Genomic DNA, 21463 nt, shown 5'->3' on the forward strand with positions numbered 1-21463 from the left:
CGATCGTCCCAAACTATTCAAACCGGCCGGTCAAGACTGCATTCCCGGCGCTGTTTCAGGCCGCCCCTCTCTACCTCAGCGGCTCCTGGGTGGCGCGCAGCAGGCCGTCGCGGTCCGTGAGCACGATGCGGCGGTAGCCGATGTCCAGCAGGCCGCGCGTGCGGAAGTCGCCCAGCAGCTTGGTGATGGTCTCGCGGGTGCTGCCGACCACGTGGGCGAGGTCCTGGTGCGACACCCGGTCCTTGAGCGCCAGCGCGCCGCCCGGCGGCCACTCGCCCTCGCGCTCGGCGAGGCTGAGCAGGGCCAGGGCCAGGCGCTGCGAGACCTCCAGGAAGACCAGCCCCGAGAGCCGTTCCTGCACGCCGCGCGTCTGCCGCGTCAGCTGCTCGCCGAGCGCGACCGCGACGGGGGGTTGCGAGCGCCGCAGCCGCCCCAGCACGTCCTGACCGAGCTGCAGGGCCTCGGCGTCGTCCATGGCCTCGGCGTACATGCCGTAGGTCTCGCCGGGCGTGAGGCTGGACACGCCCAGCAGCGCCCCCGGCCCATGCACGTCCAGCGTGACCTCGCGGGCGCCGCTGCCGAGCCGGTAGAGGCGAACCGACCCGCGCATCAGCACGAACAGCGTCTCGGCCGCGTCCGCCGGATGGAACAGCAGCCCCCCCCGACTCCAGCGGCCTACCCTGCCAGCGGCGAGAAGTTGCGCCTGCGCGTCTGCAGGCAATGCACCAAACGCTCCGGGCAACATGCGTAGCAGTATGCCGCACCTGTGGCCTGCGGGCGGTGGCTCTGTCCGTCCACCCCGCTGCCCGCCGGACATCAGGACTGCCGACCCCGGGCACGCCCCCTGCGCCGCGCATTACAATCCGTGCAGCATGAGCGCCCCGCCTGACTCCCCGCGCCTGTCGCTCTTCGACCTGCCGCTCGACGTGATTTCCCTGCCCCAGACCCTCGACCGACTGAGTGGCTGGATGTTCGGCGGCCCGCGCGCCGCCCACACCGTGGTCACGCTGAACCCGGAATTCATCGTGCAGTGCCAGACCCAGCCCGATTTCGTGCGGGCCATCCAGTCCGCCGATCTGGTCACCGCCGATGGCGTGGGTATCGTCTGGGCGGCCCGGCAGCTCCATCAGACCGAGGTGCCCCGTGCGCCCGGCTTCGACATCGTGAAGGGACTCATGGAGCGGCACGGGGCCGAGCTGCGGGTGTTCTTCCTGGGCTCCAAACCCGGCGTGGCCGAACTCGCCGCGCAGAACGCGGCGCGCGACCACGGCATCCAGGTGGCGGGCACCCACCACGGCTATTTCGATCTGGACGAAGATCAGCGCGTGGCCGAACTCGTCGCCGCCAGCGGGGCCCACCTGCTGCTCACTGCCATGGGCGCGCGGCGCCAGGAGACCTTCAACCAGTACTGGCGGCAGGTCATCGGCGTGCCCGTGATGATCGGCTGCGGCGGCGTGCTGGACGTACTGGCCGGCTCGGCGCAGCTGGCCCCCGACTGGACACGCCGGGCCGGGGTCGAGTGGATCTGGCGCGTAGTGGGCGACCGCAAGCGCTGGGGCCGCGCCCCCCGGCTGCTGCAGTTCGTCCAGATGGTGCAGGCCGAGAAGCGCCGCCCCAGAGCGAGGGACGGGTCAGGCTCAGCCTGAGGCGGTCAGCGCGGCGTCCAGCATGTCCAGCATCTCGGCCACCTCGGCCTCGCTGATGCTCAGCGGCGGCCCCAGCAGCAGGTGATCGCCGCGCCGCCCGTCGTGCGCGCCGGAGCCGGGGTAGGTGATCAGGCCGCATTCACGCGCCGCCGCCGCCACCCGCTCGGCCACCCCGGGGGTGGGGTCGGCCTCCCCGGTGGCCGGGTCGCCCAGCACCACGCCCAGCAGGAGCCCGTGCCCGCGCACCTCCAGCACCCTGGGATGACGGGCTTTCAGCGCCTGGAGCCCGGTCAGCAGCTGAGCCCCCCGCGTCCGGGCGGCCTCGCCCAGCCCCTCGCCCTCCACGATGTCCAGCACGCTCAGGCCCGCCGCCACGCTGACCGGATGCCCGGCGTAGGTGAAGCCGTGCTTGAAGGCGCCGCTGCCCTGCATGACCGTGTCGTAGACCTCTCCACCCGCCATCAGGCCCGCCAGGGGCGCGTAGCCGGCCGCAAGCCCCTTGCCCAGCACCACGATGTCCGGAGTCACGTCTCCCTGCGGATGAGGGCCGCCCAGCCGCACGGCCAGCGGCGCGCCGCAGCGGCCCATGCCGCTCATGACCTCGTCGGCGATGAACAGCACGCCGTACTCCCGGCAGATGGCGGCGACCCTAGCGTGATACCCGTCGGCCGGCGCCAGCCCGGCGTCCGAGGCCCCGACCACCGGCTCGCACATGAAGGCGGCGACCGTCTCCGGCCCGGCAGCCTCGATCACCGCCCGCAGCCGCTCGGCGTCCTCTGCTCCCGCAAGAGCGGGGTCAGGCCGGGGCATCTTAGGCCAGGCGTCCGGATTCATCAGCGGCGTGTACAGCTCGCGCCGCGCGCCCATGCCCGACGCCGCCAGCGCCCCCAGCGAGGCCCCGTGGTAGCTGGGCAGGCGCGTGATCACCTTGAAGCGGCCCGTCTCGCCCCGCTCGACGTGGTACTGCCGCGCCAGCTTGATCGCGCTCTCGTTCGCCTCCGAGCCGCCGGAGACCGCCCAGAAGCGGAAGTCCGGCAGGCCCAGGAAGTGGGCGAGGCGCGTGGCATACGTCTCCAGCACCTCGCTGGTGAACTGCGAGCCGTGCACGAAGGCCAGCCCCCGGGCCTGCGCCGCCATCGCCTCGGCCACCGCTGCCCGGCCGTGCCCGACATTGGCGACCAGCGCGCCGGAGGAGCCGTCCAGCAGCCGGTGGCCCTGGTCGTCGTAGAGGTACACGCCCTCGCCACGCACGGCGGTGGGGTAGGGCTTGCTGGAGCGGTAGAACACGTTCGACATGGGAGTCCTTGAAGTGGGTGGGAGTGGAGTCAGTGGGAGAGGGCTACCACGTGTCGCCGCCGCCCGGCGGGGGCCAGAGCCCCAGCGCCCGGCGCACCGACACGACCTGCCCCAGGTGATAGATGCTGTGGCCGGCGAAGTTGCTGAGCGTCACGCCATGGGGGCGGCCCTGGCGGTCGAGCGTCTGGACGAAGCCTTCATCCCTGGCGCGCTCCCGCAGTGCGGCCGAGTCCCGCAGGAAGGTGGCCCTGAGTGCCTCCCACTCCCCTGGTTCCGGCCAGCCGCCACTGGCGTGCTCGGGGGGGGCCGGATCGTTCCCGGCGATCACGCCCAGCAGCCAGGCCTGCCAGAACTGCACGTGCGCCACGATCTGCGCCGCCGAGTGGGGAAGGGCGGCAGGCACCCGCATGGCGTCCTCGGCGCCCAGGCCCTCCAGCGCCCGCTCCCAGGAGACATTGGCCGGCCCCCCCAGAAACAGGTTGCCCACGGCCCTGCCGATGACCTCGCCTACCACGTGTCGCCGCCCCCCGGAGGCGGCCAGGCCCCCAGCGCCTGCCTGACCGTCACGATCTGCCCAAAGTGGTGGGCGGTGTGCAGCGCGAAGTCGGCCAGCAGCTCGCCGATCGTCTCCTCGTGGTTGACCGGGTTGGCCAGATCCGGCCGGGCGGCGTGCGTGTCCACGCGCGAGAGCAGCTCGTAGAACTCGTTGCGGACGCGCCCCCAGTCGCCGGCCTGCACGGGCGGCCAGGTGTCGGCGGCGCGTTTCGGGTAGGGCTGGGCCTCGCCCATCTCGATGATGTCCAGCATCCAGCGGTTCCACCAGTTCACGTGGGCGGTGAGTTCCGCCACCGAGTGCGGCAGCCCCGCCGGGCGGGTCACGGCCTGCTCGCCGTCCAGGCCGCTCAGGCTGGCCTCCACCCCTACGAAGGCCTGCCCGCCCCGGAACAGCTTGGGCAGCAGGCGGGCCAGGGCCAGCTGGGCACGCTGGGCGCGGTCTGGATCGTTCATGGCGGCGTCAGTCATGGGAGGTAGTGTTACAGAAGTCGGAACCAGGGGGTGGGTGCGTTGACGGATCATCAACCTGACATCTACAGCGCGGCCCACCATGGGCTTCGCGTCGACAGCGTCACGGACGTTCCGGAGCTGCTGGGCGCCGCGTACGGCTCGGACGGGCTGCTGCTGCTGGAGACCGACCTCGGCCCGGCGTTCTTCCGGCTGGGCAGCGGCGTGGCGGGCGAACTGTTCCAGAAGCTGGTGAACCACCGCGTTCCGACGGCGCTGGTGGTCGAGGACTTCTCGGCTTACGGCGAGCGCTTCTCCGAACTGGCCTCCGAACACACCCGGCATGGGCAGGTGCGCTTCGTTCACACTGAGGCGGAGGCCCGCGCCTGGCTGGAGACCGTGGCGGGCCGCTGATCCCTAGTACTCCCTAATACTTCTGCGCCACCGTCTTCGTCTGCAGGAACCAGAACAGGTAGTCCGGGCCGCCCACCTTGGCGTTGGTGCCGCTCATGCCGTAGCCGCCGAAGGCGTGCGTGCCGCTCAGGGCGCCCGTGCACTTGCGGTTCAGGTACAGGTTGCCCACGTGGATGCGCTTCCTGGCCTCGGCCAGCTTGTGCGGGTCGCGGCTGTAGAAGGCGGCGGTCAGGCCATACTGGGAGTCGTTGGCGAGGTCGATGGCGTGCTCCCAGCTCTGCGCCCGGCTGAACGCCAGCACCGGCCCGAAGATCTCCTCCTGAAACAGCGGGTCGCCCGGCTCGACATCGGCGAAGATGGTGGGGTTGAGGAAGCCGCCGGTGCGCCCCCCGGTGTCCGGGCGGTCGCCGCCCAGCACCAGCCGCGCCGTGCCCCGGCCCCGCTCCACGTACTCCATGATCCGCTCGGCGCTGCGCTCGTGGATGACCGGCCCCAGCGCGGCGTTCTCCTCGGGCAATCCCCCTTTCAGCTCGCGGGTCAGGGCCACGACCTTGTTCAGCACCGCGTCGTACACGGCGTCCTCGACGATCACGCGGGAGCAGGCCGAGCACTTCTGGCCGCTGTACCCGAAGGCCGACTGCACGATGCCGTGCGCGGCGGCGTCCAGATCGGCGTCGGCACACACCACCGTGGGATCCTTGCCGCCCATCTCGGCCACGACGCGCTTGAGCCAGCGCTGGCCCGGCTGCACCCTCGCCGCGCGCTCGTAGATGCGGCAGCCGACCGCGCGGCTGCCCGTGAAGGCGACCATCCGCACGTCCCTGTGGTCGACCAGCGGATCGCCCAGCACGTCGTTCGTGCCGGTGATGAACTGGATCACGTTTCTGGGCAGCCCGGCCTCGAACAGCAGCTCGACCAGCAGGAAGCTCGACAGCGGCGTCTCGGGAGCGGGCTTCCAGACCACGGTGTTGCCGGCCGCGATGGCCCCCAGCGCCATGCCCAGCGGGATCGCGCTGGGAAAATTCCAGGGGCTGATGCAGACCACCACGCCCAGCGGCTCGTACACGGTCGTGACGTGCTCGTCCGGCATGGGATACACGGCCTTGCCCTGAGACCAGCGCAGCGTCTCGCGGGCGAAAACCTCGAAGTGATCGACGCTCTCGGCCACCTCGCCGTCGGCCTCGGCCCAGTTCTTGCCGTTCTCCAGGGTCATCACGGCGTTGAATTCCAGGCGGCGCGCCCGCAGCAGCTCGGCCGCCCGCTTGAAGATGCTCACCCGCTGCAGGGGATCGCTGTCCTTCCAGTCCTCGAACGCCGCCTTCGCCCCCTGGATGGCGGTCTCCAGATGCTCGGGCGTGGCCTTCGGGAAGCGCCACACGACCTCGCGGGTATCGGCGGGGTTGCGGACGTCGGTGGTCTCGGCCGTCTCGACCCGCTCGCCGTTCAGGATCATCGGGAAGGTGCGGCCCAGGTACTGTTCGCGCACCATCCGGAACGCGGCGCGCTGCCGCCCCTCCACCGCGGGGTCGGAAAAGGCGTGGTACGGCTCGTGTTCAAAGGGCAACAGCCCCGCCATCAGGGTGTCCGTCATGGGTCTCTCCTTGTCTCTCGCGCGAGCCTAACATGCCCGGCGGGACGCAGAAAGAGGCGCTGTCAGACGGCAAATCCCCGATCCCCTCTGCGGTGTTTGGATCGTCCGGCGAAGCCCGTGACCTTACAAATGCCAGGCGAACCCGGGACGACCACGGTGGCTCGCGCCTCACCCCCTCTGAAGGACGCTGGCCCCCACACCCGGCAGCCATGTCCCCACCACCCGGCACTCACCCCCCGTCAGGCAGGGGCGCGTGCAGGTTTCAGGACTGTGCTCCGGCTGCCAGCGCTTGGAAGAGCTGGCTCAGGTGCTGAGGCGCCGTCCACATGGGCACATGGCCTGAAGGGAACTCCAGTACATTCCAGCCGTCCGCCCTGGCCCGCTGCGCCGACGCCAGGATCGCGGTGTCTACCGGCGAGTCTTCCCGATCCGTGCATAGTATGTAGGTTCGGGCGACTGTGGGCGAGGAGAGGCCCCCCAGTTTCACCGGCTCCAGATAGGGCCGCCAGGGAAAGGCGGTATGACGGCCCCGCGCCTCCCGCGCATCGACGCTGTCCTCTGCGGGCTCCAGGCGCGGGACGAACCAGCCTTCACCGGCGGCGTCCACCCACTGCTGAATTCCAGCCGTGTAAGCGGAATCAAAGGTGTCGGCGGTGCTCTCTCCGTCACGCACCAGAAACGCGTCGAGCAGGACGAGGTGCGAGAGGCGCTGGGGAACCCGGGCGGCGACCGCCTGGGCCACGGCGCCGTTCAGGCTATGGGCGATCAGCGCCACGCCCTCCAATTCCTCCCAGGCCAGGACGTTGATGACATCGTCTACCAGAGTGGTCAGGGTGATGGAGGGCGAGAGCAGGTGCGAGCGCTCGCCATAGCCGCTCAGGGTGGGGGTGAACACCCGGTGCCCGTGGGCCCGCAGATCGTCGGCCACCTGCTGCCAGACCCAGCCGCCAGACCAGCCACCATGCAGCAGCACATACGTCGACATGACCGTCCTCCTGTTGCGGAACGTGTTGACCCGATGGTAACCGGTGGGCCTCGGGCTGGCACGAAGACCATCTCCTCAAACGTCCGCCAGGGCCCACAGCGCCGCGCCGATCAGGCCCGCGTCGGCGCCCAGCTCGGCGTGCACCACATCGGGGCGGTAACGCGCCGGGAAGCAGCCCAGGCTCTCCCGCACCCGCGCGAGGTAGCCGTCCCGCAGGCCCACCGAGCCGCCCAGCGCGACCCGCGTCACGCCCAGCAGCGCCGCGACGTCCGCCACCTTCCAGGCGATCAGGGCGGCCGAGCGCGCATACGCGGCGTCGGCCTGCCGGTCTCCGGCCTCGGCGGCGTCACACAGGGCGCGGGCGCCGGGGAAGCCCAGGGCCTGCGCCCGCGCGTTCAGGGCGGTGCCGCTGGTCTCGAACTCCAGCGGGCCCAGGGCACCCAGCGGGGGCACGGCCCCTCCCGCTCCCCACGCCGACGGCACCGAGACGAAGCCCAGCTCGGCGTCCAGCCCGTTGCCCGCCAGGTGCAGCCTTCCCCCCAGCACCAGCCCCGCCCCCACCCCGGTGCTGACCGTGATGAACATGAACTCGGACGAACCCCGCCCGGCTCCGGCGGCATATTCGCCCCAGGCCGCCGCCCGCGCGTCGTTCAGGGCGCGGCAGGGCAGTCCCAGGCCCGTTTCCAGCGCCTGTGCCAGCCCGATGTTCACCCAGCCCGGAAAGGTGTGCGTGGCGGTGGCGGTGACCCGGCCCCCCGCCACCGCGCCCGCGCAGGCGACCCCCAGCGCCGAGGCCAGGGGCGCCAGCGGGGCGGCCAGCTCGACCAGCGCGGGCAGCACGGCGTCCGGGGTCGAGGGTTTGGGCGTCGGGGCCTCCAGACGGCGCAGGATCTGCCCGCCGCGAACCAGGGCGGCGCGCATGGAGGTGCCCCCCAGATCCAGGGCCAGCAGGGCGGGGGAAGTGTCGTCCGGGGTCACGGACGCATTGTGGCTCAGCCGGCGCCCCCGGTCACCCTCGATCCGCAGTCACGGTGAGCGGAAAGACGCCGGTGAACAGCCGGGGCCAGGCCAGATGGGGCGGGCCCAGTTCCAGCCCCAGGCCCTGGCCCGCGAAGTGCCGCTCCCACAGCGCCTGGATCCGCGGCGTGATCAGCTCCCGCAGCAGCGTCTCGGCGGCCTCCCGCTGCGGCCCCAGGTCGAAGGGGCTGGGATCGCTCAGACGGTCTCGCACCGCGTACCGGGCCCAGGACTGGTACAGCACGTCGTCGACCATGCGGGCGAACAGCGCCCCGGCGTGGGCGGCCCGGTCGGTCACCAGCGGCGCCAGGACGCCGAAGGCGACCGCCGTGCCCAGCGTGTTGCCCGCCGTGTTCCAGGCGCTGAACCCGGCCAGCCGGGCCAGTGGCAGCCCCTGGAGCATCGTCCAGAGCCGGCTCTCGGCGCCGTTCGGGTAGGCGATATCGGCCAGACTGACCCTTCGGTGGGCCTCCAGTTCGGCCCGGAGCGCGTCCACGAAGGCGGGCAGGTGGCGGTGGGGCGTGTCCACCGTGGCGAAGTCCGGTTGCCGGTGGGCCTGCCTCAGTCCCGGCGTGTTCACCGCCAGCACGAAGTCCGCCCCGTCCGGCGTCTCGGCCGGCACGCAGCCGGCGGCCCGCAGGTGGGCGCGCACGAGTTCCCCGGCGGGCCGATCCTCGTACAGCATCTCGGTCTCCGCTCCACCCAGGCCGCTGTAGCGCACCCAGACCCGGTGCGGGCCGGGGCGCAGGGCGCGGGCGATCAGCGCGCAGGGCACCTCGTCGGCCCCCGGATAGATGTCCAGCCGCTCCCAGACCCCCAGCTCGTCGGCGCGGGCCTCCAGCAGCCGGCGGTCGTAGGCGGCCAGCCCGTAGGGGGTGGTGTCGTCCAGCGTCAGGCACAGGTGGCCGAGCACGCCCTCGGCGAGCAGGTTCAGGGCTTCCAGATGCAGGGCCCGGTTGCGTTCGCGGGTGCCCAGCCAGTCGGCCAGAATGTCTGCCGGCAGGGCGGCGCGGGCGGCGTCCAGGGCGCCCCGCTCGCTCTCTCCGTGCCGGGCGAGGCGGTCGAAGGCCGCGCTGTAGGCACGCAGCTCCCGGCCCCACTGGCCGTAGTAGGGTTTCTCCTCGTGTGGATCGTTGTCGTGCGCCACCCGCACGATCACCCCGAAGGCGGAGATCTGCAGCCCGGGACGCCGCTCCTTGACCTCACGCAGCACCTTCAGCCTCTCCAGGGCGACCTCCAGCGAATCCGAGACCCGGCGGGCCGGGATCATGCCCCCCAGGCACAGCGTCTCCAGGCACACGACCAGCGCGTCGGCGCCGGCCACCATCTTCAGCAGCCAGGCCCTGAGCGCGTCGGTGTCGCCGGGGGTGAAGAACGCCGGCAGGGCGCGGGCGGGCGGCACCCCCACCTCCACGCCGGTCATGCGGGCCAGCGACGCGGGCAGTTCCAGGGTCGGGGGGCGGGTATCCGGGGGAATCAGCAGCAGACGGCGGATGGGCGGCACCCCCTCAGCCTACGGCACGGGCTTTCCGGTCTCCCCCCGGGCACGAAAAACCCCACCCGGTGAGGGGTGGGGCCGGTGCAAAGGGGTGGGTGTTCAGGCGGCGAGGGGCTTACTGCGGGTGTCTTTCCAGATCCCGCGGCTGCCAGCCTGGAGGGTTTCGGAGAGGGGAGCGCCGGGGCGGGGCATCTGAATCGGGAGATGCGTCGCTGGGCGGACAGACTGGGAAATCGTCACATTCTGCATAGAGGCCTCAGCGGTACAGATCAGCGAAGGAGCCGACGTTCAGCGTGCCGGTGCCCAGCTTGGAGTTGAAGGTGACGTCCTGGTTCGGAGTTACGGACGTGCGCAGGCCGGTGCTCAGCGTGCTCACGTTCGTCACGCCGGCGGACATCGCCAGGGCGACCGCGCCCGTCACGGCGGGGGCCGCGAAGGAGGTGCCGGTGGCGCGCATCAGCTTGCTGCCGGGGTAGGTGGTCAGCACCTGTTCGCCGGGGGCGGTCAGGCTCATGTTCAGGGCGTACTGGCTGAAGCTGGAGCGCTTCAGATCCTTGGTCACACTGCCCACACCGATCAGGCCGCTGGTGGCCGCGAAGGAGGCCGAGTCCAGCTTGCGGCTGGGGTACAGCAGGCCCTCGGTGCCGGCGTTGCCGACCGAGTTCACCACGACGATCCCCTTGGCCAGTGCCGCGGCGATCGCGGTGTTCAGGGCCGACGAGTCGGAGGTGGTGCCCAGCGACATGTTGATCACGCGGGCGCCGTTGGCGACGGCCTTGTTCACGGCGGCGACGACCTTGTCCATGCTTCCGGAGCCGTCGGGCTTCAGGGCGCGGTACATCTGGATCTTGGTGTTCGGCGCCATCTGCAGGATGATCCCGACCGTGGCCGTGCCGTGGCCGTATTTGCCGGAGTCCAGGGCGGTCTCTTCTGCCGGGGAATCATCGTTGCCCACGAAGTCCCAGTCGAGGGTGGTGTCCAGGCTGTTCTGGAGCAGCGGGTGGGCCAGGTCTACGCCGGTGTCGATCACGGCCACCTTGATCCCGGTGCCTTTCTCCGGCATCAGGGTGTGGGCCCTGGACAGCTCCAGGCGGTTCCAGTAGGCCTGTACGTCGGCCATGGTGCTGGCGTCGAGGAACGAAGCGCCGCCGGCCCAGGTCAGGGCGCCGCCGGCCCAGGTGGTCATGCCGCCGGCCCAGGTGGTCGCGCCGCCGGCCCAGGTGGTCATGCCCATGGCCTGCACGTCGTCAGGGGCGCTGACGACCACGTTGGGCTCGACCGCCAGCACGCCGGCATCGAGCGCGCCGAGGCTGAGGCTGTTCAGGCTGGCGGCCTGCAGGGTGCCGCGGGTTTCCGGCACGGACAGCACCGCGCGGCTGGTGGCGTGGTCGAAGACCAGCACTTCCGAGCCGGGCACGCTGGCCTTCAAGGCGCCCTCGGTGACTCCGGCGCCGATCCGCACGGTGACCAGCTTGAGCGTCTGGGTGGTGGGCTGGCTCGCCTCAGGGCTGGGGGTGACGGCCGGGGTGCCGCCACAGGCCGTCATGGCCATGGCCAGAACGGCCAGCGCCATGTACGAGATTGGATGAGAAGCTTTTTTCATCTACGTTGCCTCCGGGGAAGAATCAGGATTCGTATCAGGGCACGAACCAGCCGCTTCGACCCCCTGAGTGTGAGCGGCGTGTGTGACTCTCAGGTGACCGCCAGCGCACTCCACAGACGCCCCCATCGGGGGGCAGGATGGGGGAGAACCTCACGAATCCGGGGACAAACGTCCGCCCGTTCACATTCGAGTCACATAGCGCGTTCTCCGTGACTTCGCAGGCGTCGGCCCATCCAGATCCCGGAGACTAGGAAGGGCCGACAACGTCGGCTGGGCCGCGTTCCAACCACACCGTTCTGCAGCTGACAGCGGGCGCCGGAGGGTCATGGGCGCGGACGACCGGCCCGGCCTGTGACGCGACAACAGGGTGCCTGAAAAGCCCTCGACGCGTTCACCGGGGCCCGGTGATCGTGCGTTCTTCCCCGTGAATTTCTACCCCCCGACCGATCCATCCCGGGCAGGGCGAGCCGGAAGGGGGCTACTCCATCGTCTTGAGCTGGGTCACCACGTCCGCGATGGCCTGCTGGGCGCTGCCGTAGAGCATGGACGTATTCTCCTGAAAGAACAGCTCGTTCTCGATACCGCTGTAGCCCGCGCCCTTGCCGCGCTTGATCACGATCACGCTGGCGGCCCGGTCGGCGTCGAGGATGGGCATGCCATAGATGGGACTGCCCTTGTCGTGGCGGGCCACCGGGTTCACCACGTCGTTCGCGCCGATCACCAGGGCCACGTCGGTCAGGGGGAAGTCGGCGTTGATCTCCTCCAGGTCGAAGATCTGGTCGTAGGGCACGCCGGCCTCGGCCAGCAGCACGTTCATGTGGCCGGGCATGCGTCCGGCGACCGGGTGGATGGCGTACCTGACCTCCACGCCGGCTTCCTCCAGCAGCTTGCCCATCTCGCGCACCTTGTGCTGGGCGCCGGCCACCGCCATGCCGTAACCCGGCACCACGACCACCTTGCGGGCGTAGCGCATCATCGCGGCCGCGTCCAGCGCGCTGACCTCACGCATGGTGCCCTGCGCGCCGCCGCCCGCCACCGCTTCCCCGGTCATCGGCGTGAAGATGATGTTGCGGATAGGGCGGTTCATGGCCCGCGCCATCAGCTGCGTGAGCAGCGTGCCCGAGGCCCCCACCACGATCCCCGCGATGATCAGCGCCGGATTGCCCAGCACGTAGCCCTCGAAGCCCACCGCCAGCCCGGTCAGGGCGTTGAGCAGCGAGATCACCACCGGCATGTCGGCCCCGCCGATGGGCACCGTGAGCACCACGCCCAGCGTCAGCGCCAGCACGAAGAACACTCCCAGCAGCAGCGGCGTGGAACCGTTCGCCACGATGAGGGCGCCCAGGATCAGCGCGGCCAGCGCCAGCGCGGCGTTCGCAAGGTTCTGAGAAGGGAGCTTCCAGGTGCGTTTCATCAGCCCCTGGAGCTTCAGGAAGGCCACGATCGAGCCGCTGAAGGCCACCGAGCCGATCAGCGAGCCCAGCACCGCCAGCACCGCGACCGTCACGCCGCTGACTCCACCGCGCACGAACTCCAGCGCGGCGATGGCGGCGGCGGCCCCGCCCCCCATGCCGTTGTAGACCGCGACCATCTGCGGCATGTCGGTCATCTTCACGGCCCGGCCCAGGTACCAGGCGACTCCCCCGCCCAGCACGATGGCCAGCCCCATCAGGCCGATGTTCCGCAGCCCCGGGGTCAGGAAGGTCACCCCGGTGGCGATGACCATGCCGACCCCCGCCCAGACGATGCCGCGCCGCGCCGTGGCGGGCGAGGCCATGGCTTTCAGACCCAGGATGAACAGCACGGCCACCACGAAATACGCCAGATCGATGACGACCTGCATGTCTATTTCACGGCCTCGCGGCTGGACTCACGGCTGGGCGCGGCCACGGGCTTGTCGCGCCGGAACATCGCCAGCATGCGCTCGGTGACCACGTAGCCCCCGGCGGCGTTGGCGGCCCCCAGGAACACCGCGAAGAAGCCGATGGCCTGCTCGCCCGGCGTCCGCGCGTGGCCCAGCACGACCATCGCGCCCACCAGTACCACCCCGTGCACGAAATTCGAGCCGGACATCAGCGGCGTGTGCAGGATCACCGGCACCCGCGCGATGACCTCGTAGCCGGTGAAGGCGGCCAGCATGAAGATGTACAGGTAGAACAGTTCCGGCATGTCAGCGCTCCTGAAGGGTCGGGGAGGGGAGGTTCAGGGCGCGGCCCACCTGGGCATGGCGAACCTCGCCCGCGTGGGTCATGACCGTGCCGGCCAGCACCTCGTCGGCCCAGTCGATCTGCACGGTTCCTTCCCGCAGCATCGGCGCGGTGAAATTCAGCAGGTTGCGCGCGACCATCTCGGAGGTGTGCACCGGCATCCGGCTGGGCAGGTGCGTCGGCCCCAGCAGGCGCACCCCGCCGGCCTGCACCTCCTGCCCGGCGACCGTGCCCTCCACGTTGCCCCCGCTCTCGGCGGCCAGATCCACCACGACCGACCCGGCAGTCATCCCGGCGACCATCGCGGCCGTGACGATCACGGGGGCGCGGCGCCCCGGAATGGCGGCGGTCGTGATCAGGACGTCGCTGCCTGCCACCGCCCGCGCCAGCTTCGCGGCCTGCTGGATCAGCTCCTCGGGGGTCAGTTCGCGGGCATAGCCGCCGGCGCCCACCGCACTCACGCCGGTGTCCACGAACCTGGCGCCCAGCGACTCCACCTGCTCGCGGGTCTCGGGCCGCACGTCGTAGGCTTCCACCACGGCGCCCAGACGCCGGGCCGTGGCGATCGCCTGCAGGCCCGCCACCCCGGCCCCGATCACCAGCACCCGGGCGGGCCGGATGGTGCCCGCCGCGTAGGTCAGCATGGGAAAGAACTTGGAGCAGTGGGCGGCGGCGATCACCGCGCACTGGTAGCCGGCCGCCGCCCCCTGCGAGGAGAGGATGTCCATGCTCTGGGCACGCGAGATGCGCGGCAGGAGTTCCAGGGCGAACGAGGTGACCTGCCGCTCCTGCAGCTGCTGGACGCGCGCTGCACTGGCGTAGGGCTGAAGCAGGCCGATCAGCACGGTGCCGGGCCGGAGCCCCGCCAGCAGGTCGTCCGGCGGGGGATCGACCACCCAGAGCACGTCGGCGCGGGCCAGCACCTCGGCAGCGCTGTCCACCCAGGTCACCTCGGGATAGTCGGCCTCGCCCAGACAGGCGCCCCGGGCGGCGCCGCGCTGCATCACGATCCCGGCCCCCAGGGCGCTGAGCTTGCGGGCCACGTCCGGCACGAGCGGCACCCGGCGTTCGGCCGGATCTGCGCTGCTGACCACTCCGATCACTGCTGCCATGCATCTCCTTGGGGTCATGCTGCGCCCCGGATGAGCTTCACCGCTGCCGAGCTGCTGTGTGTTGTGGCCCTACCCTACAGGCTTCTGGCGGGAGCGTCCATTGTCCCGCGCCCCGTGACCCGGTCTCAGCCCGCCCACGCCCGCACGACCTTGAGCCGCTCGCCGTCGCCGTCCACCACGGCCACCAGCGCGCCGTCCAGCGTCACGACCTGCCGGCCCAGCGCGGGGTGGGCGGGCCGTTTGCCCTGCCGAAGCTCCAGCGCCAGCCCGGGCGTGGCCTCCAGGCGCGGAAATTCCAGCGCCTCCAGGTCGCCCAGGCCGGGGGCGCCGGGCAGGTCGTCCAGCGCCACGGCCCCCTCTAGCCCGTGCCGCCCCACCCGCGTCCTGACCAACCCGGCCAGGTGGGCGGGTACGCCCAGGGCGGCGCCCACGTCGCGCGCCAGCGAGCGCAGGTAGGTGCCGCTGCCCACCCGGGCCCGCACGAGCAGGGTGGGAAACTCGCCCAGCGGCTCCGGCAGCGTGAAGGTCACGCCCGTCTGGGCGGGTGTCCAGCCCTGGGCAGTGGGGGCGAAGGTGCGCGGCGCGTCCTGCATGCGGGCGGACTGACCCAGCAGTGTCAGGTCGTGGATCACCACGCTGCGGGCGGGCAGGTCGATCACGCCGCCTGCCCTCGCCACGGCGTACGCCCGCACGCCGCCGACCTGAATGGCGCTGTACTGCGGCGGCACCTGCTGCTGCGGGCCGGTGAAGGTGTCCAGCACGCTGCTGATCCGCTCGGCGTCCAGCTCCGGCACGTCGGCGGTCTCGTCCACCGGCCCCTCGGCGTCCAGGGTCGGGGTGCCCGCGCCCAGGCTGATCCAGGCCAGGTAGTCCTTCGTGTCGGCCTCCATGAACTGCACGAGCTTGGTGCTCTCGTCCACGCACAGCACCAGCACCCCGGTCGCCAGCGGGTCGAGGGTGCCGGTGTGGCCCACCCGCTTCGTGCCCCGCAGCCGCCGCGCCCGGTTGACGACGTCGTGCGAGGTGAGGTGCAGGGGCTTGTCCACGGCGATCACGGGCATGAGCGGAGGCTAGCAGAGAGGCCCGCCCCGCTCGGCCAGCCTCCCCACGTCTGCACGCCATCTCGCTGTGCCGACTGCGCGGGTCACTACACTGTGCCGTGTGCTGCGCGTTGCCTTCATTCTCACGGCCCTGATCTTCATTCCCACCGGGCTGTACCTGTATTTCCTGCCTCCCACGGTGGCGGCCCTGGCGGGCGTGGCCCCCCTGTGGCTGGCGCGCGTGGCGGGGGGCGTGCTGCTCGCCTGGGGGGTGGCCACGCTGCTCGGCAGTGCCCGCCCGGACGGCCTGCGAACCGGGGCGCTGGTGGGCGGCAACCTGCTCACCGTCGCGGCCCTGCTGCCCGCCGTGGTCGCCGGGGGGGCCAGTCTGGCGCCGGGCCTGCGTACGGCCCTGACCGTCCTGATCCTCCTGCTGGGCGCCCTGGCCCTGACGGCGATCCTGGCCTACCCCAGCCGCCGGAGCCGCCTGTGAACCCCGCAGGGGGGGCCGAGCGGCTCCACAAGCGCCTCGCCCGCGCCGGGGTCGCCTCGCGCCGCGCCGCCGAGGAGATGATCAGGGCGGGCCGCGTGTCCGTGAACGGGACGGTCGCCACCCTGGGCCAGACCGTGACCGACGCCGACGACATCCGCGTGGACGGCCAGCTGATCGAGACCGAGGCGGTGCGGGCCGTGACCTACGCGCTCTACAAGCCGCGCGGCTACGTGACCACGGCCAGCGACGAGTATGGCCGGAAGAACGTGCTGGACGCCATGCCAGTCATCCCCGGCCTGCACCCGGTGGGCCGCCTCGACCGCGATTCCGAAGGGCTGCTGCTCCTCACCACCGACGGGCAGCTCACCCAGACCCTGACCCACCCGAGCTTCGGCCACGAGAAGGCCTACCGTGCTTGGACGGACGGCGAGGCCACGCCCACCCCGGAGGAACTGCGGGCGCTGACCCGCGGTGTCGAGCTGGAGGACGGGCTGGCGCAGGCCGTCAGCGCCTCTGTGGCTACAGGTGGCGCCTTCATCGTGCTGGGCGAGGGCCGCAAGCGCCAGGTGCGGCGGATGCTCGACGCCATCGGCCATCCTGTCGTGCGGCTGATGCGCTACCGGGTGGGCGGCCTGTGGCTGGGCGATCTGGACGTGGGCGAATACCGCGAGCTGAGGGAAGGCGACCTGCGCGAACTCCTGACCCCCTCGGGCCCCGGCGCGCCCGCCTGGGATCGCCAGTGGGAACTCATGCAGCGCCGCTGGGGCTGAGGCCGGGACTGCCCCTGCGCCCGCTTCCTGCTATCTTTCCCACGCGGGGGAATGCACGGTCGCGCCTGGGCGTGAGTTCAGGTGAGGAAAGTCCGGGCACCGCAGGGCAGGATGCCAGCTAACGGCTGGTCGGCGAGTCGAGCGTCCGCGTGAGCGCCATCACGCGCGGGAAGCGGCGAAGCCGAAGGACAGTGCCACAGAAACCAGACCGCCAGTGCCACCCAGTCCGGGCGCGGACGGCACTGGTCAGGGTGAAACGGTGCGGTAAGAGCGCACCAGGCCGCGTGGAGACACGGGGCGTCTGGTAAACCCCATCCGGTGCAAGACCCGACAGTGCGCGAGGGCGGCCCGCCCGTTGACCGCCAGGATGGTCGCATGAGGCGCCCTGGCAACAGGCGTCCCAGAGAGATGACCGCGCAGCCACGCAAGTGGTGGACAGAACCCGGCTTACAGTTCCCCCGCACCATCCCCACGCCCCTCCCACCGGAGCCGGGCGTGGCTCTTTATGGCGTTATGAAGACGAGGGGGCGGCCGCGCGGGCATCCAGCGCCGCGAGCACGAAGCCCCCGATCATCAGCGCGCCGCCGATGGGGGTGACCGCGCCCAGCCACGTCCTGCCGGTCAGGGCGAGGATCAGCAGCGAGCCGCAGAAGATCAGGGCGCCTGTCAGCAGGCACAGCGGGCCGCGCGCCCGGCTGACCTGCGAACCCAGCGCGATCAGGGCCAGGGCGGCGTACATCAGGTAGCGGGCGCCGGTCTCGAAGTTGGCGAGCATGTCGGGGGAGAGCCGGGCCCGGAGCGCGTGGGCCCCGAAGGCCCCCAGGGCGACGGCCAGCGCGGCCAGAAGGGCTCCAGCCTGCAGGGTGGGAAAAGGACGCATGGGTTCAGGGTAGTGGGGGGAGATGGGTGGGAAAGTCCCACGGGTGGTTCCCTGGGGTGGGAACCGGGGGCACGCCTGACAGGTCTGTTCCCGTCCCCCTCCAGGGATGGTACGGTGGCGTCGGAGACGGCGTTTCCAGGCTGTCCTCACCACACCAGTCGTCACCCTGTCCGACCTGCCCCGGGAGACCCCAGTGGGAAAAGTGGACGGATCGGGGGGGAGAATGGGGGAGATGGTGGGAAAGAGTGGTAATTCGTGGTGAGGCTTGTTACACTCCCTGCACCAGCCTGAAACGGTTCCTCATGCGCCTTTTCGGCTGAATCGCTGCCAGCACGCCGCCCAGCCCAGGGTGGGACGGCGTGGGAACGAAGGAGTGAGGTTGCCGTTCGGAGAGTACCCGTACACCATCGACGACAAGGGACGTGTGGTCATGCCACCGCCGTTCCGCGAATTCGTGGAAGACGGGATGATCCTCACGCGCGGCATGGAAGGCTGCCTGTACGTGTTTCCGCTCGCCAGCTGGCGCCGGGTGGAAGAGCAGCTCGAGGGCCTGCCGCTGACCGACGCCGAGTCGCGCTCCTTCGTGCGCTTCTTCTATTCCGGGGCGAACAAGGCCCGCCTGGACAACCAGAGCCGGGTCTCCATCCCGCAGACCCTGCGCTCGTTCGCCGCGCTGGACGGCGACGTGATCGTGGCGGGCGCGCCGGGCCGGCTGGAACTCTGGAGCCCGCCGCGCTGGGAAGCCGCCATCAGCGCCGTGCAGGACAACCCGCCCAAACCCGACCTCCTCGTGAACTTCGTGGCCTGATGATGACCGATCCCACTTCCCCCACCCCCCTGATCCACACGCCTGTGCTCGCCCAGGAGGTGCTGGACGCCCTGCAACCGGCCCCCGGCAAGGTCTTCGTGGACGGCACGCTGGGCGGCGCCGGGCACACCCGCCTGCTGCTGGGGGCCGGCGCCGCCGTGTACGGCATCGACCAGGATCCCTTCGCCCTGAACCGCGCCCGCGAGGTGGGGCTAGGCGGCCTGACCGTGCTGGAGGGCAACTACCGCGACATGCCTGCCCTGCTGGCCGCAGCCGGGGTGAGTGCGGTGGACGGCGTGCTGCTGGACATCGGGGTCAGCTCCTTCCAGCTCGACGACACCCAGCGGGGCTTTTCCTACCACACCGAGGCGCCGCTGGACATGCGGATGAGCCAGGCGGGCGAGAGTGCGGCCGACGTGGTGAACGGGTACCCGGAGGAGGAGATCGCGGCGATCATCTACGAGTACGGCGAAGACCGGCTCTCGCGCCGGATCGCGCGGGCCATCGTGTACGCCCGCGAGAGATCTCCCATCGAGACCACCGTGCAGCTCGCCGACATCATCAAGCGCGCGTATCCGGGCTTCAGCAAGGGCATCCATCCGGCCCGGCGCTCCTTCCAGGCCCTGCGGATCCACGTCAACGACGAGCTGGGCGCCCTGCGCGACGGCCTGAGCGGCGCCGTGGAGCTGCTCAGGCCGGGCGGCCGGCTCGCGGTCATCTCCTTCCACTCGCTCGAAGACCGCATCGTGAAGCGCTTCGTGCAGGGCCACCCGGCGCTGCGCCCGCTGACCAAACGCCCGGTGATCGCCGGCGAGGCCGAGCAGGAGACCAACCCCCGCGCCCGCAGCGCCAAACTGCGCGCCGCCGAGAAGCTGGAGGTGGGCACGTCAGCCCGTTCCAGCGACGGAGAGGACACCGCTCTGGACGGCCCCCCGCCCAGGGGCTCCCGGAGCCAGGGGACGGAGGAGAGCGCGTGACCCACTTCAGACCCCCGTTCACTCTGGACACGCTGAGCACGCTGGATACCAGCGTCTCGACCTGGCGAGGCCGGGCCGTGCGCTATCTGCTGATCTATCTGGCGCTGCTCGTCACGCTGGTGAGCGTGCGCGCCCTGACGTACGACGTGCGCAAGAACCTGCGCGACGCCCAGTTCCGCGAGGGCCAGCTCATCTCGCAGCGCGACAGCCTCTCGCTGGACGTGCAGTCCCTGGAGAGCCTGCAGCGCGTCCGCAACTGGGCCTTCGCCAACGGGATGCGCCGCTTCGCCGAGGCCACCAAGGTCACCCAGGACATCGCGCCCCCCCGGCCCCCGGCCGCGTCCATGCTCCCCCCGACATCGCCCCGTACCGTGGAGGTCAAGATCCAGTGGAAGTAAAGATACGCAACCGTTCCCGCCTGATGCAGCTGCTGGCCCTGGTCATGTTCCTGACCCTGGTCTGGGCCTACGCGCAGCTGGAATGGGGGATGCCGCAGGGGGTCAAGCGCAGTGTGGTGCAGGCCCGGGGCACCATCCTCAGCTCGGACGGCAAGGTGCTCGCCCGCAGCGTGAACGGCAAACGGATCTATCCACAGGGCAAGCTGGCGGGTCAGGTCGTGGGCATGATGGGCGAGACCGAGGGGCTGGAGGGCCTGGAATTCGCCTATAACCGCTCGCTGGAAACCGGCCAGAACCTGACCCTGACCATCGACACCGGGGTTCAGGCTGCGGCCGAGGCTGCCCTGGCCCGCGCGGTGCCGGCGCATCAGGCCGAGTACGGCTCGGTGGTCGTGCTGGAGACGCGCACGGGCCGGGTGCTGGCGGCCGCGAGCTACCCACCCTTCGATCCGAACAACTGGCGCACCTTCGACCAGGGCGACCGCCGCAACCGGCCGTTCCTGGACGTCTTCGAACCCGGCTCGACCATCAAGGGTCTGGTGGTCGCCGCCGCACTGAACGAGGGCCTGACCACGCCCACCACCCAGTACGACACCCCGATGCGCCGTTATATCGGCGGGCGCTGGGGCAGCACCATCAACGACGCCGTGGATCACCCCCCTACCCTGAACACCCAGGGCGTGCTGCGCTACAGCAGCAACGTGGGTATGAGCCACGTGGTCGAGCGCTTCTCCAACGAGAAGCTGCGGAGCTACCTCACGCAGTACGGCTTCGGCACCTACGTGGACATGCCGGTCGTGTCCACCGCCAAGGGGAAGCTGCAACCCCTGAGAAAATGGGACGATCTGGTACGCACCACCAACGCGTTCGGGCAGGGCATGAGTTCCACGGTGCTGCAACTGGCGTCGGGCTACAACGTGCTCGCCAACGACGGCCTGTACCTCTCGCCCCGGCTGGTGGAGGGCAGCGGGGGCACCGACCGTCACGCCGTTCTGCGCCCGGAGGTGGCGCGCACGACCCGCACCATGCTCCAGGCCGTCATCGAAGAGGGCATTCCCGGAAAAGCCGGCATCAAGGGCTACGAACTTGCCGGCAAGACGGGCACGGCCCAGGTGGTCATCGACCGGAAGTACTCCTCGACCATCTACGACAGCGTCTTCGCCGGCTTCTTCCCGGCCGATGCCCCCAGGGTGACGGTGGCTGTGATGGTACATGGCGCGAAATTCGAGCACCACGGCTCACAGCTGGCCGCCCCGATCTTCCGGGATATCGCCGCCCAGGTCTTGTCGAGCTGGGGCGCGGTTCCCACCCAGGCGACTGCCGCCCAGCCGGCCTCCGACAGGCCATGAGTAAAAAGTGAGAGTCCGCTCCTCTGGTGTCCAAATCTAAAGGTGTGACAGGTTGCAATGTATGCCGATGCCGGGGCTCAATTGAGTCCTGGCTTTCTTTTGGTGGCCCTGCCGCCTCTATTGGCAGACAAAGACCTGACACTGGCTCCGTCCGGCATCAACCATAGATGAGAACTCAAATGAGTAGATGAGAATCCTGCTCATCCATTTTATGCCCTGTATATCGCAGTATTACCCGATTTATATTTCGTTTATGTCGTTACTCGGTCACTCGGATGAGTCTATATCTGAACATCACACACAAAGTTGCCATTATCGGCCCGTAGCCTCATCCATGAAGCAGAGGGGGCAGGCGTGACCTGTGGCCCGAACTCTTC

The 21463-nt window shown here is 70.5% G+C and carries 22 protein-coding genes and 1 other RNA gene; 9 read left to right on the forward strand and 14 right to left on the reverse strand.

The features are described 5' to 3' along the window. Window positions 1-70 precede the first annotated feature (70 nt). On the reverse strand, window positions 71-745 hold the full coding sequence (locus tag CVO96_RS14180; protein ID WP_103312788.1) for a Crp/Fnr family transcriptional regulator: 675 nt from the start codon (window positions 743-745) through the stop codon (window positions 71-73). A 127-nt stretch (window positions 746-872) separates the two neighbouring features. Here CVO96_RS14180 and CVO96_RS14185 point away from each other — a divergent pair, with 127 nt between their 5' ends. Further along, window positions 873-1646 carry a WecB/TagA/CpsF family glycosyltransferase gene (locus tag CVO96_RS14185; protein ID WP_103312789.1) on the forward strand — a complete coding sequence of 258 codons (774 nt, stop codon included), beginning with the start codon at window positions 873-875 and terminating at the stop codon, window positions 1644-1646. On the opposite strand, the gene CVO96_RS14190 is transcribed toward CVO96_RS14185, so the two are convergent. The 3 genes from CVO96_RS14190 to CVO96_RS14200 are packed head-to-tail and all read right to left on the reverse strand — an operon-like array spanning window position 1638 to window position 3965. Beyond that, window positions 1638-2942: an aminotransferase family protein gene (locus tag CVO96_RS14190; protein WP_103312790.1), complete on the reverse strand. Its 1305-nt coding sequence runs from the start codon at window positions 2940-2942 to the stop codon at window positions 1638-1640. The two genes, CVO96_RS14185 and CVO96_RS14190, sit on opposite strands and share 9 nt — an antisense overlap. A 43-nt stretch (window positions 2943-2985) precedes the next feature. After that, the gene (locus tag CVO96_RS14195; RefSeq protein ID WP_103312791.1) at window positions 2986-3456 is read right to left on the reverse strand and encodes a DinB family protein; all 471 of its coding nucleotides are present in this window, start codon (window positions 3454-3456) and stop codon (window positions 2986-2988) included. After that, the gene (locus CVO96_RS14200) at window positions 3450-3965 is read right to left on the reverse strand and encodes a DinB family protein (protein WP_103312792.1); all 516 of its coding nucleotides are present in this window, start codon (window positions 3963-3965) and stop codon (window positions 3450-3452) included. The genes CVO96_RS14195 and CVO96_RS14200 overlap by 7 nt, the downstream gene beginning before the upstream one ends. A gap of 42 nt (window positions 3966-4007) precedes the next feature. Here CVO96_RS14200 and CVO96_RS14205 point away from each other — a divergent pair, with 42 nt between their 5' ends. Further along, window positions 4008-4358, forward strand: a complete 351-nt coding sequence (locus CVO96_RS14205) for a DUF4180 domain-containing protein (RefSeq protein WP_103312793.1) — start codon at window positions 4008-4010, stop codon at window positions 4356-4358. Window positions 4359-4371: 13 nt separating this feature from the next. Here the strand turns inward: CVO96_RS14205 and CVO96_RS14210 are convergent, their stop codons facing one another. From CVO96_RS14210 to truB, 9 genes are all read right to left on the reverse strand, one after another. Further along, a complete protein-coding gene (locus CVO96_RS14210; RefSeq protein WP_103312794.1) occupies window positions 4372-5949 on the reverse strand; it encodes an L-glutamate gamma-semialdehyde dehydrogenase in 1578 nt (525 codons plus the stop codon). A 262-nt stretch (window positions 5950-6211) separates the two neighbouring features. Continuing rightward, complete coding sequence (locus tag CVO96_RS14215) at window positions 6212-6934, reverse strand: alpha/beta fold hydrolase (protein WP_103312795.1); 723 nt, start codon at window positions 6932-6934, stop codon at window positions 6212-6214. A 75-nt stretch (window positions 6935-7009) separates the two neighbouring features. Next, the gene (locus tag CVO96_RS14220) at window positions 7010-7912 is read right to left on the reverse strand and encodes an ROK family protein (RefSeq protein WP_279327011.1); all 903 of its coding nucleotides are present in this window, start codon (window positions 7910-7912) and stop codon (window positions 7010-7012) included. Between the two features lie 31 nt (window positions 7913-7943). Then, entirely contained in the window at window positions 7944-9455 is a 1512-nt protein-coding gene (locus CVO96_RS14225) for a DUF4127 family protein (protein ID WP_243398372.1), read from the reverse strand. A 250-nt stretch (window positions 9456-9705) separates the two neighbouring features. Further along, window positions 9706-11052 carry a S8 family serine peptidase gene (locus tag CVO96_RS14230; RefSeq protein ID WP_103312796.1) on the reverse strand — a complete coding sequence of 449 codons (1347 nt, stop codon included), beginning with the start codon at window positions 11050-11052 and terminating at the stop codon, window positions 9706-9708. A gap of 478 nt (window positions 11053-11530) precedes the next feature. Next, a complete protein-coding gene (locus CVO96_RS14235; RefSeq protein ID WP_103312797.1) occupies window positions 11531-12895 on the reverse strand; it encodes an NAD(P)(+) transhydrogenase (Re/Si-specific) subunit beta in 1365 nt (454 codons plus the stop codon). 2 nt (window positions 12896-12897) lie between these two features. Then, on the reverse strand, window positions 12898-13221 hold the full coding sequence (locus CVO96_RS14240) for an NAD(P) transhydrogenase subunit alpha part 2 (protein WP_103312798.1): 324 nt from the start codon (window positions 13219-13221) through the stop codon (window positions 12898-12900). Window position 13222: 1 nt separating this feature from the next. Beyond that, complete coding sequence (locus CVO96_RS14245; RefSeq protein ID WP_103312799.1) at window positions 13223-14371, reverse strand: NAD(P) transhydrogenase subunit alpha; 1149 nt, start codon at window positions 14369-14371, stop codon at window positions 13223-13225. A gap of 125 nt (window positions 14372-14496) precedes the next feature. After that, window positions 14497-15432 (reverse strand): tRNA pseudouridine(55) synthase TruB, encoded by a 936-nt coding sequence (gene truB, locus CVO96_RS14250; protein WP_103312800.1) that lies wholly within the window; start codon window positions 15430-15432, stop codon window positions 14497-14499. Between the two features lie 100 nt (window positions 15433-15532). Between truB and CVO96_RS14255 the strand changes: the two genes are divergently transcribed. The 3 genes from CVO96_RS14255 to rnpB all read left to right on the forward strand — a co-directional run bounded on the left by CVO96_RS14255 (window position 15533) and on the right by rnpB (window position 17140). Next, on the forward strand, window positions 15533-15904 hold the full coding sequence (locus tag CVO96_RS14255) for a hypothetical protein (protein ID WP_103312801.1): 372 nt from the start codon (window positions 15533-15535) through the stop codon (window positions 15902-15904). Continuing rightward, on the forward strand, window positions 15901-16674 hold the full coding sequence (locus CVO96_RS14260) for a pseudouridine synthase (protein WP_243398373.1): 774 nt from the start codon (window positions 15901-15903) through the stop codon (window positions 16672-16674). The genes CVO96_RS14255 and CVO96_RS14260 overlap by 4 nt, the downstream gene beginning before the upstream one ends. 43 nt (window positions 16675-16717) lie before the next feature. Beyond that, window positions 16718-17140, forward strand: an RNA gene (rnpB, locus tag CVO96_RS14265) — RNase P RNA component class A. 45 nt (window positions 17141-17185) lie between these two features. Here rnpB and CVO96_RS14270 read toward each other — a convergent pair. After that, window positions 17186-17554 (reverse strand): DUF423 domain-containing protein, encoded by a 369-nt coding sequence (locus CVO96_RS14270; protein ID WP_103312802.1) that lies wholly within the window; start codon window positions 17552-17554, stop codon window positions 17186-17188. A 379-nt stretch (window positions 17555-17933) separates the two neighbouring features. Between CVO96_RS14270 and mraZ the strand changes: the two genes are divergently transcribed. The 4 genes from mraZ to CVO96_RS14290 are packed head-to-tail and all read left to right on the forward strand — an operon-like array spanning window position 17934 to window position 21086. Continuing rightward, window positions 17934-18362 carry a division/cell wall cluster transcriptional repressor MraZ gene (gene mraZ / locus CVO96_RS14275; RefSeq protein ID WP_103312803.1) on the forward strand — a complete coding sequence of 143 codons (429 nt, stop codon included), beginning with the start codon at window positions 17934-17936 and terminating at the stop codon, window positions 18360-18362. A gap of 2 nt (window positions 18363-18364) precedes the next feature. Beyond that, window positions 18365-19339: a 16S rRNA (cytosine(1402)-N(4))-methyltransferase RsmH gene (gene rsmH, locus CVO96_RS14280; protein ID WP_423739364.1), complete on the forward strand. Its 975-nt coding sequence runs from the start codon at window positions 18365-18367 to the stop codon at window positions 19337-19339. Further along, entirely contained in the window at window positions 19336-19737 is a 402-nt protein-coding gene (locus CVO96_RS14285; protein ID WP_243398375.1) for a hypothetical protein, read from the forward strand. The genes rsmH and CVO96_RS14285 overlap by 4 nt, the downstream gene beginning before the upstream one ends. Continuing rightward, a complete protein-coding gene (locus tag CVO96_RS14290) occupies window positions 19728-21086 on the forward strand; it encodes a peptidoglycan D,D-transpeptidase FtsI family protein (RefSeq protein WP_103312805.1) in 1359 nt (452 codons plus the stop codon). Before CVO96_RS14285 ends, CVO96_RS14290 begins: the two co-directional genes overlap by 10 nt. The last annotated feature ends 377 nt before the right edge of the window (window positions 21087-21463 follow it).

The organism is Deinococcus koreensis, assembly GCF_002901445.1.
Lineage (GTDB): Bacteria > Deinococcota > Deinococci > Deinococcales > Deinococcaceae > Deinococcus > Deinococcus koreensis.

Excerpts from the sequence above, each read along its gene's own strand:
- CVO96_RS14180 (WP_103312788.1), bottom strand. The coding sequence starts at position 745 with ATGTTGCCCGGAGCGTTTGGTGCATTGCCTGCAGACGCGCAGGCGCAA.
- CVO96_RS14185 (WP_103312789.1), top strand. The coding sequence starts at position 873 with ATGAGCGCCCCGCCTGACTCCCCGCGCCTGTCGCTCTTCGACCTGCCG.
- CVO96_RS14190 (WP_103312790.1), bottom strand. The coding sequence starts at position 2,942 with ATGTCGAACGTGTTCTACCGCTCCAGCAAGCCCTACCCCACCGCCGTG.
- CVO96_RS14200 (WP_103312792.1), bottom strand. The coding sequence starts at position 3,965 with ATGACTGACGCCGCCATGAACGATCCAGACCGCGCCCAGCGTGCCCAG.
- CVO96_RS14210 (WP_103312794.1), bottom strand. The coding sequence starts at position 5,949 with ATGACGGACACCCTGATGGCGGGGCTGTTGCCCTTTGAACACGAGCCG.
- CVO96_RS14215 (WP_103312795.1), bottom strand. The coding sequence starts at position 6,934 with ATGTCGACGTATGTGCTGCTGCATGGTGGCTGGTCTGGCGGCTGGGTC.
- CVO96_RS14230 (WP_103312796.1), bottom strand. The coding sequence starts at position 11,052 with ATGAAAAAAGCTTCTCATCCAATCTCGTACATGGCGCTGGCCGTTCTG.
- CVO96_RS14235 (WP_103312797.1), bottom strand. The coding sequence starts at position 12,895 with ATGCAGGTCGTCATCGATCTGGCGTATTTCGTGGTGGCCGTGCTGTTC.
- CVO96_RS14240 (WP_103312798.1), bottom strand. The coding sequence starts at position 13,221 with ATGCCGGAACTGTTCTACCTGTACATCTTCATGCTGGCCGCCTTCACC.
- CVO96_RS14245 (WP_103312799.1), bottom strand. The coding sequence starts at position 14,371 with ATGGCAGCAGTGATCGGAGTGGTCAGCAGCGCAGATCCGGCCGAACGC.
- truB (WP_103312800.1), bottom strand. The coding sequence starts at position 15,432 with ATGCCCGTGATCGCCGTGGACAAGCCCCTGCACCTCACCTCGCACGAC.
- CVO96_RS14270 (WP_103312802.1), bottom strand. The coding sequence starts at position 17,554 with ATGCGTCCTTTTCCCACCCTGCAGGCTGGAGCCCTTCTGGCCGCGCTG.
- rsmH (WP_423739364.1), top strand. The coding sequence starts at position 18,365 with ATGACCGATCCCACTTCCCCCACCCCCCTGATCCACACGCCTGTGCTC.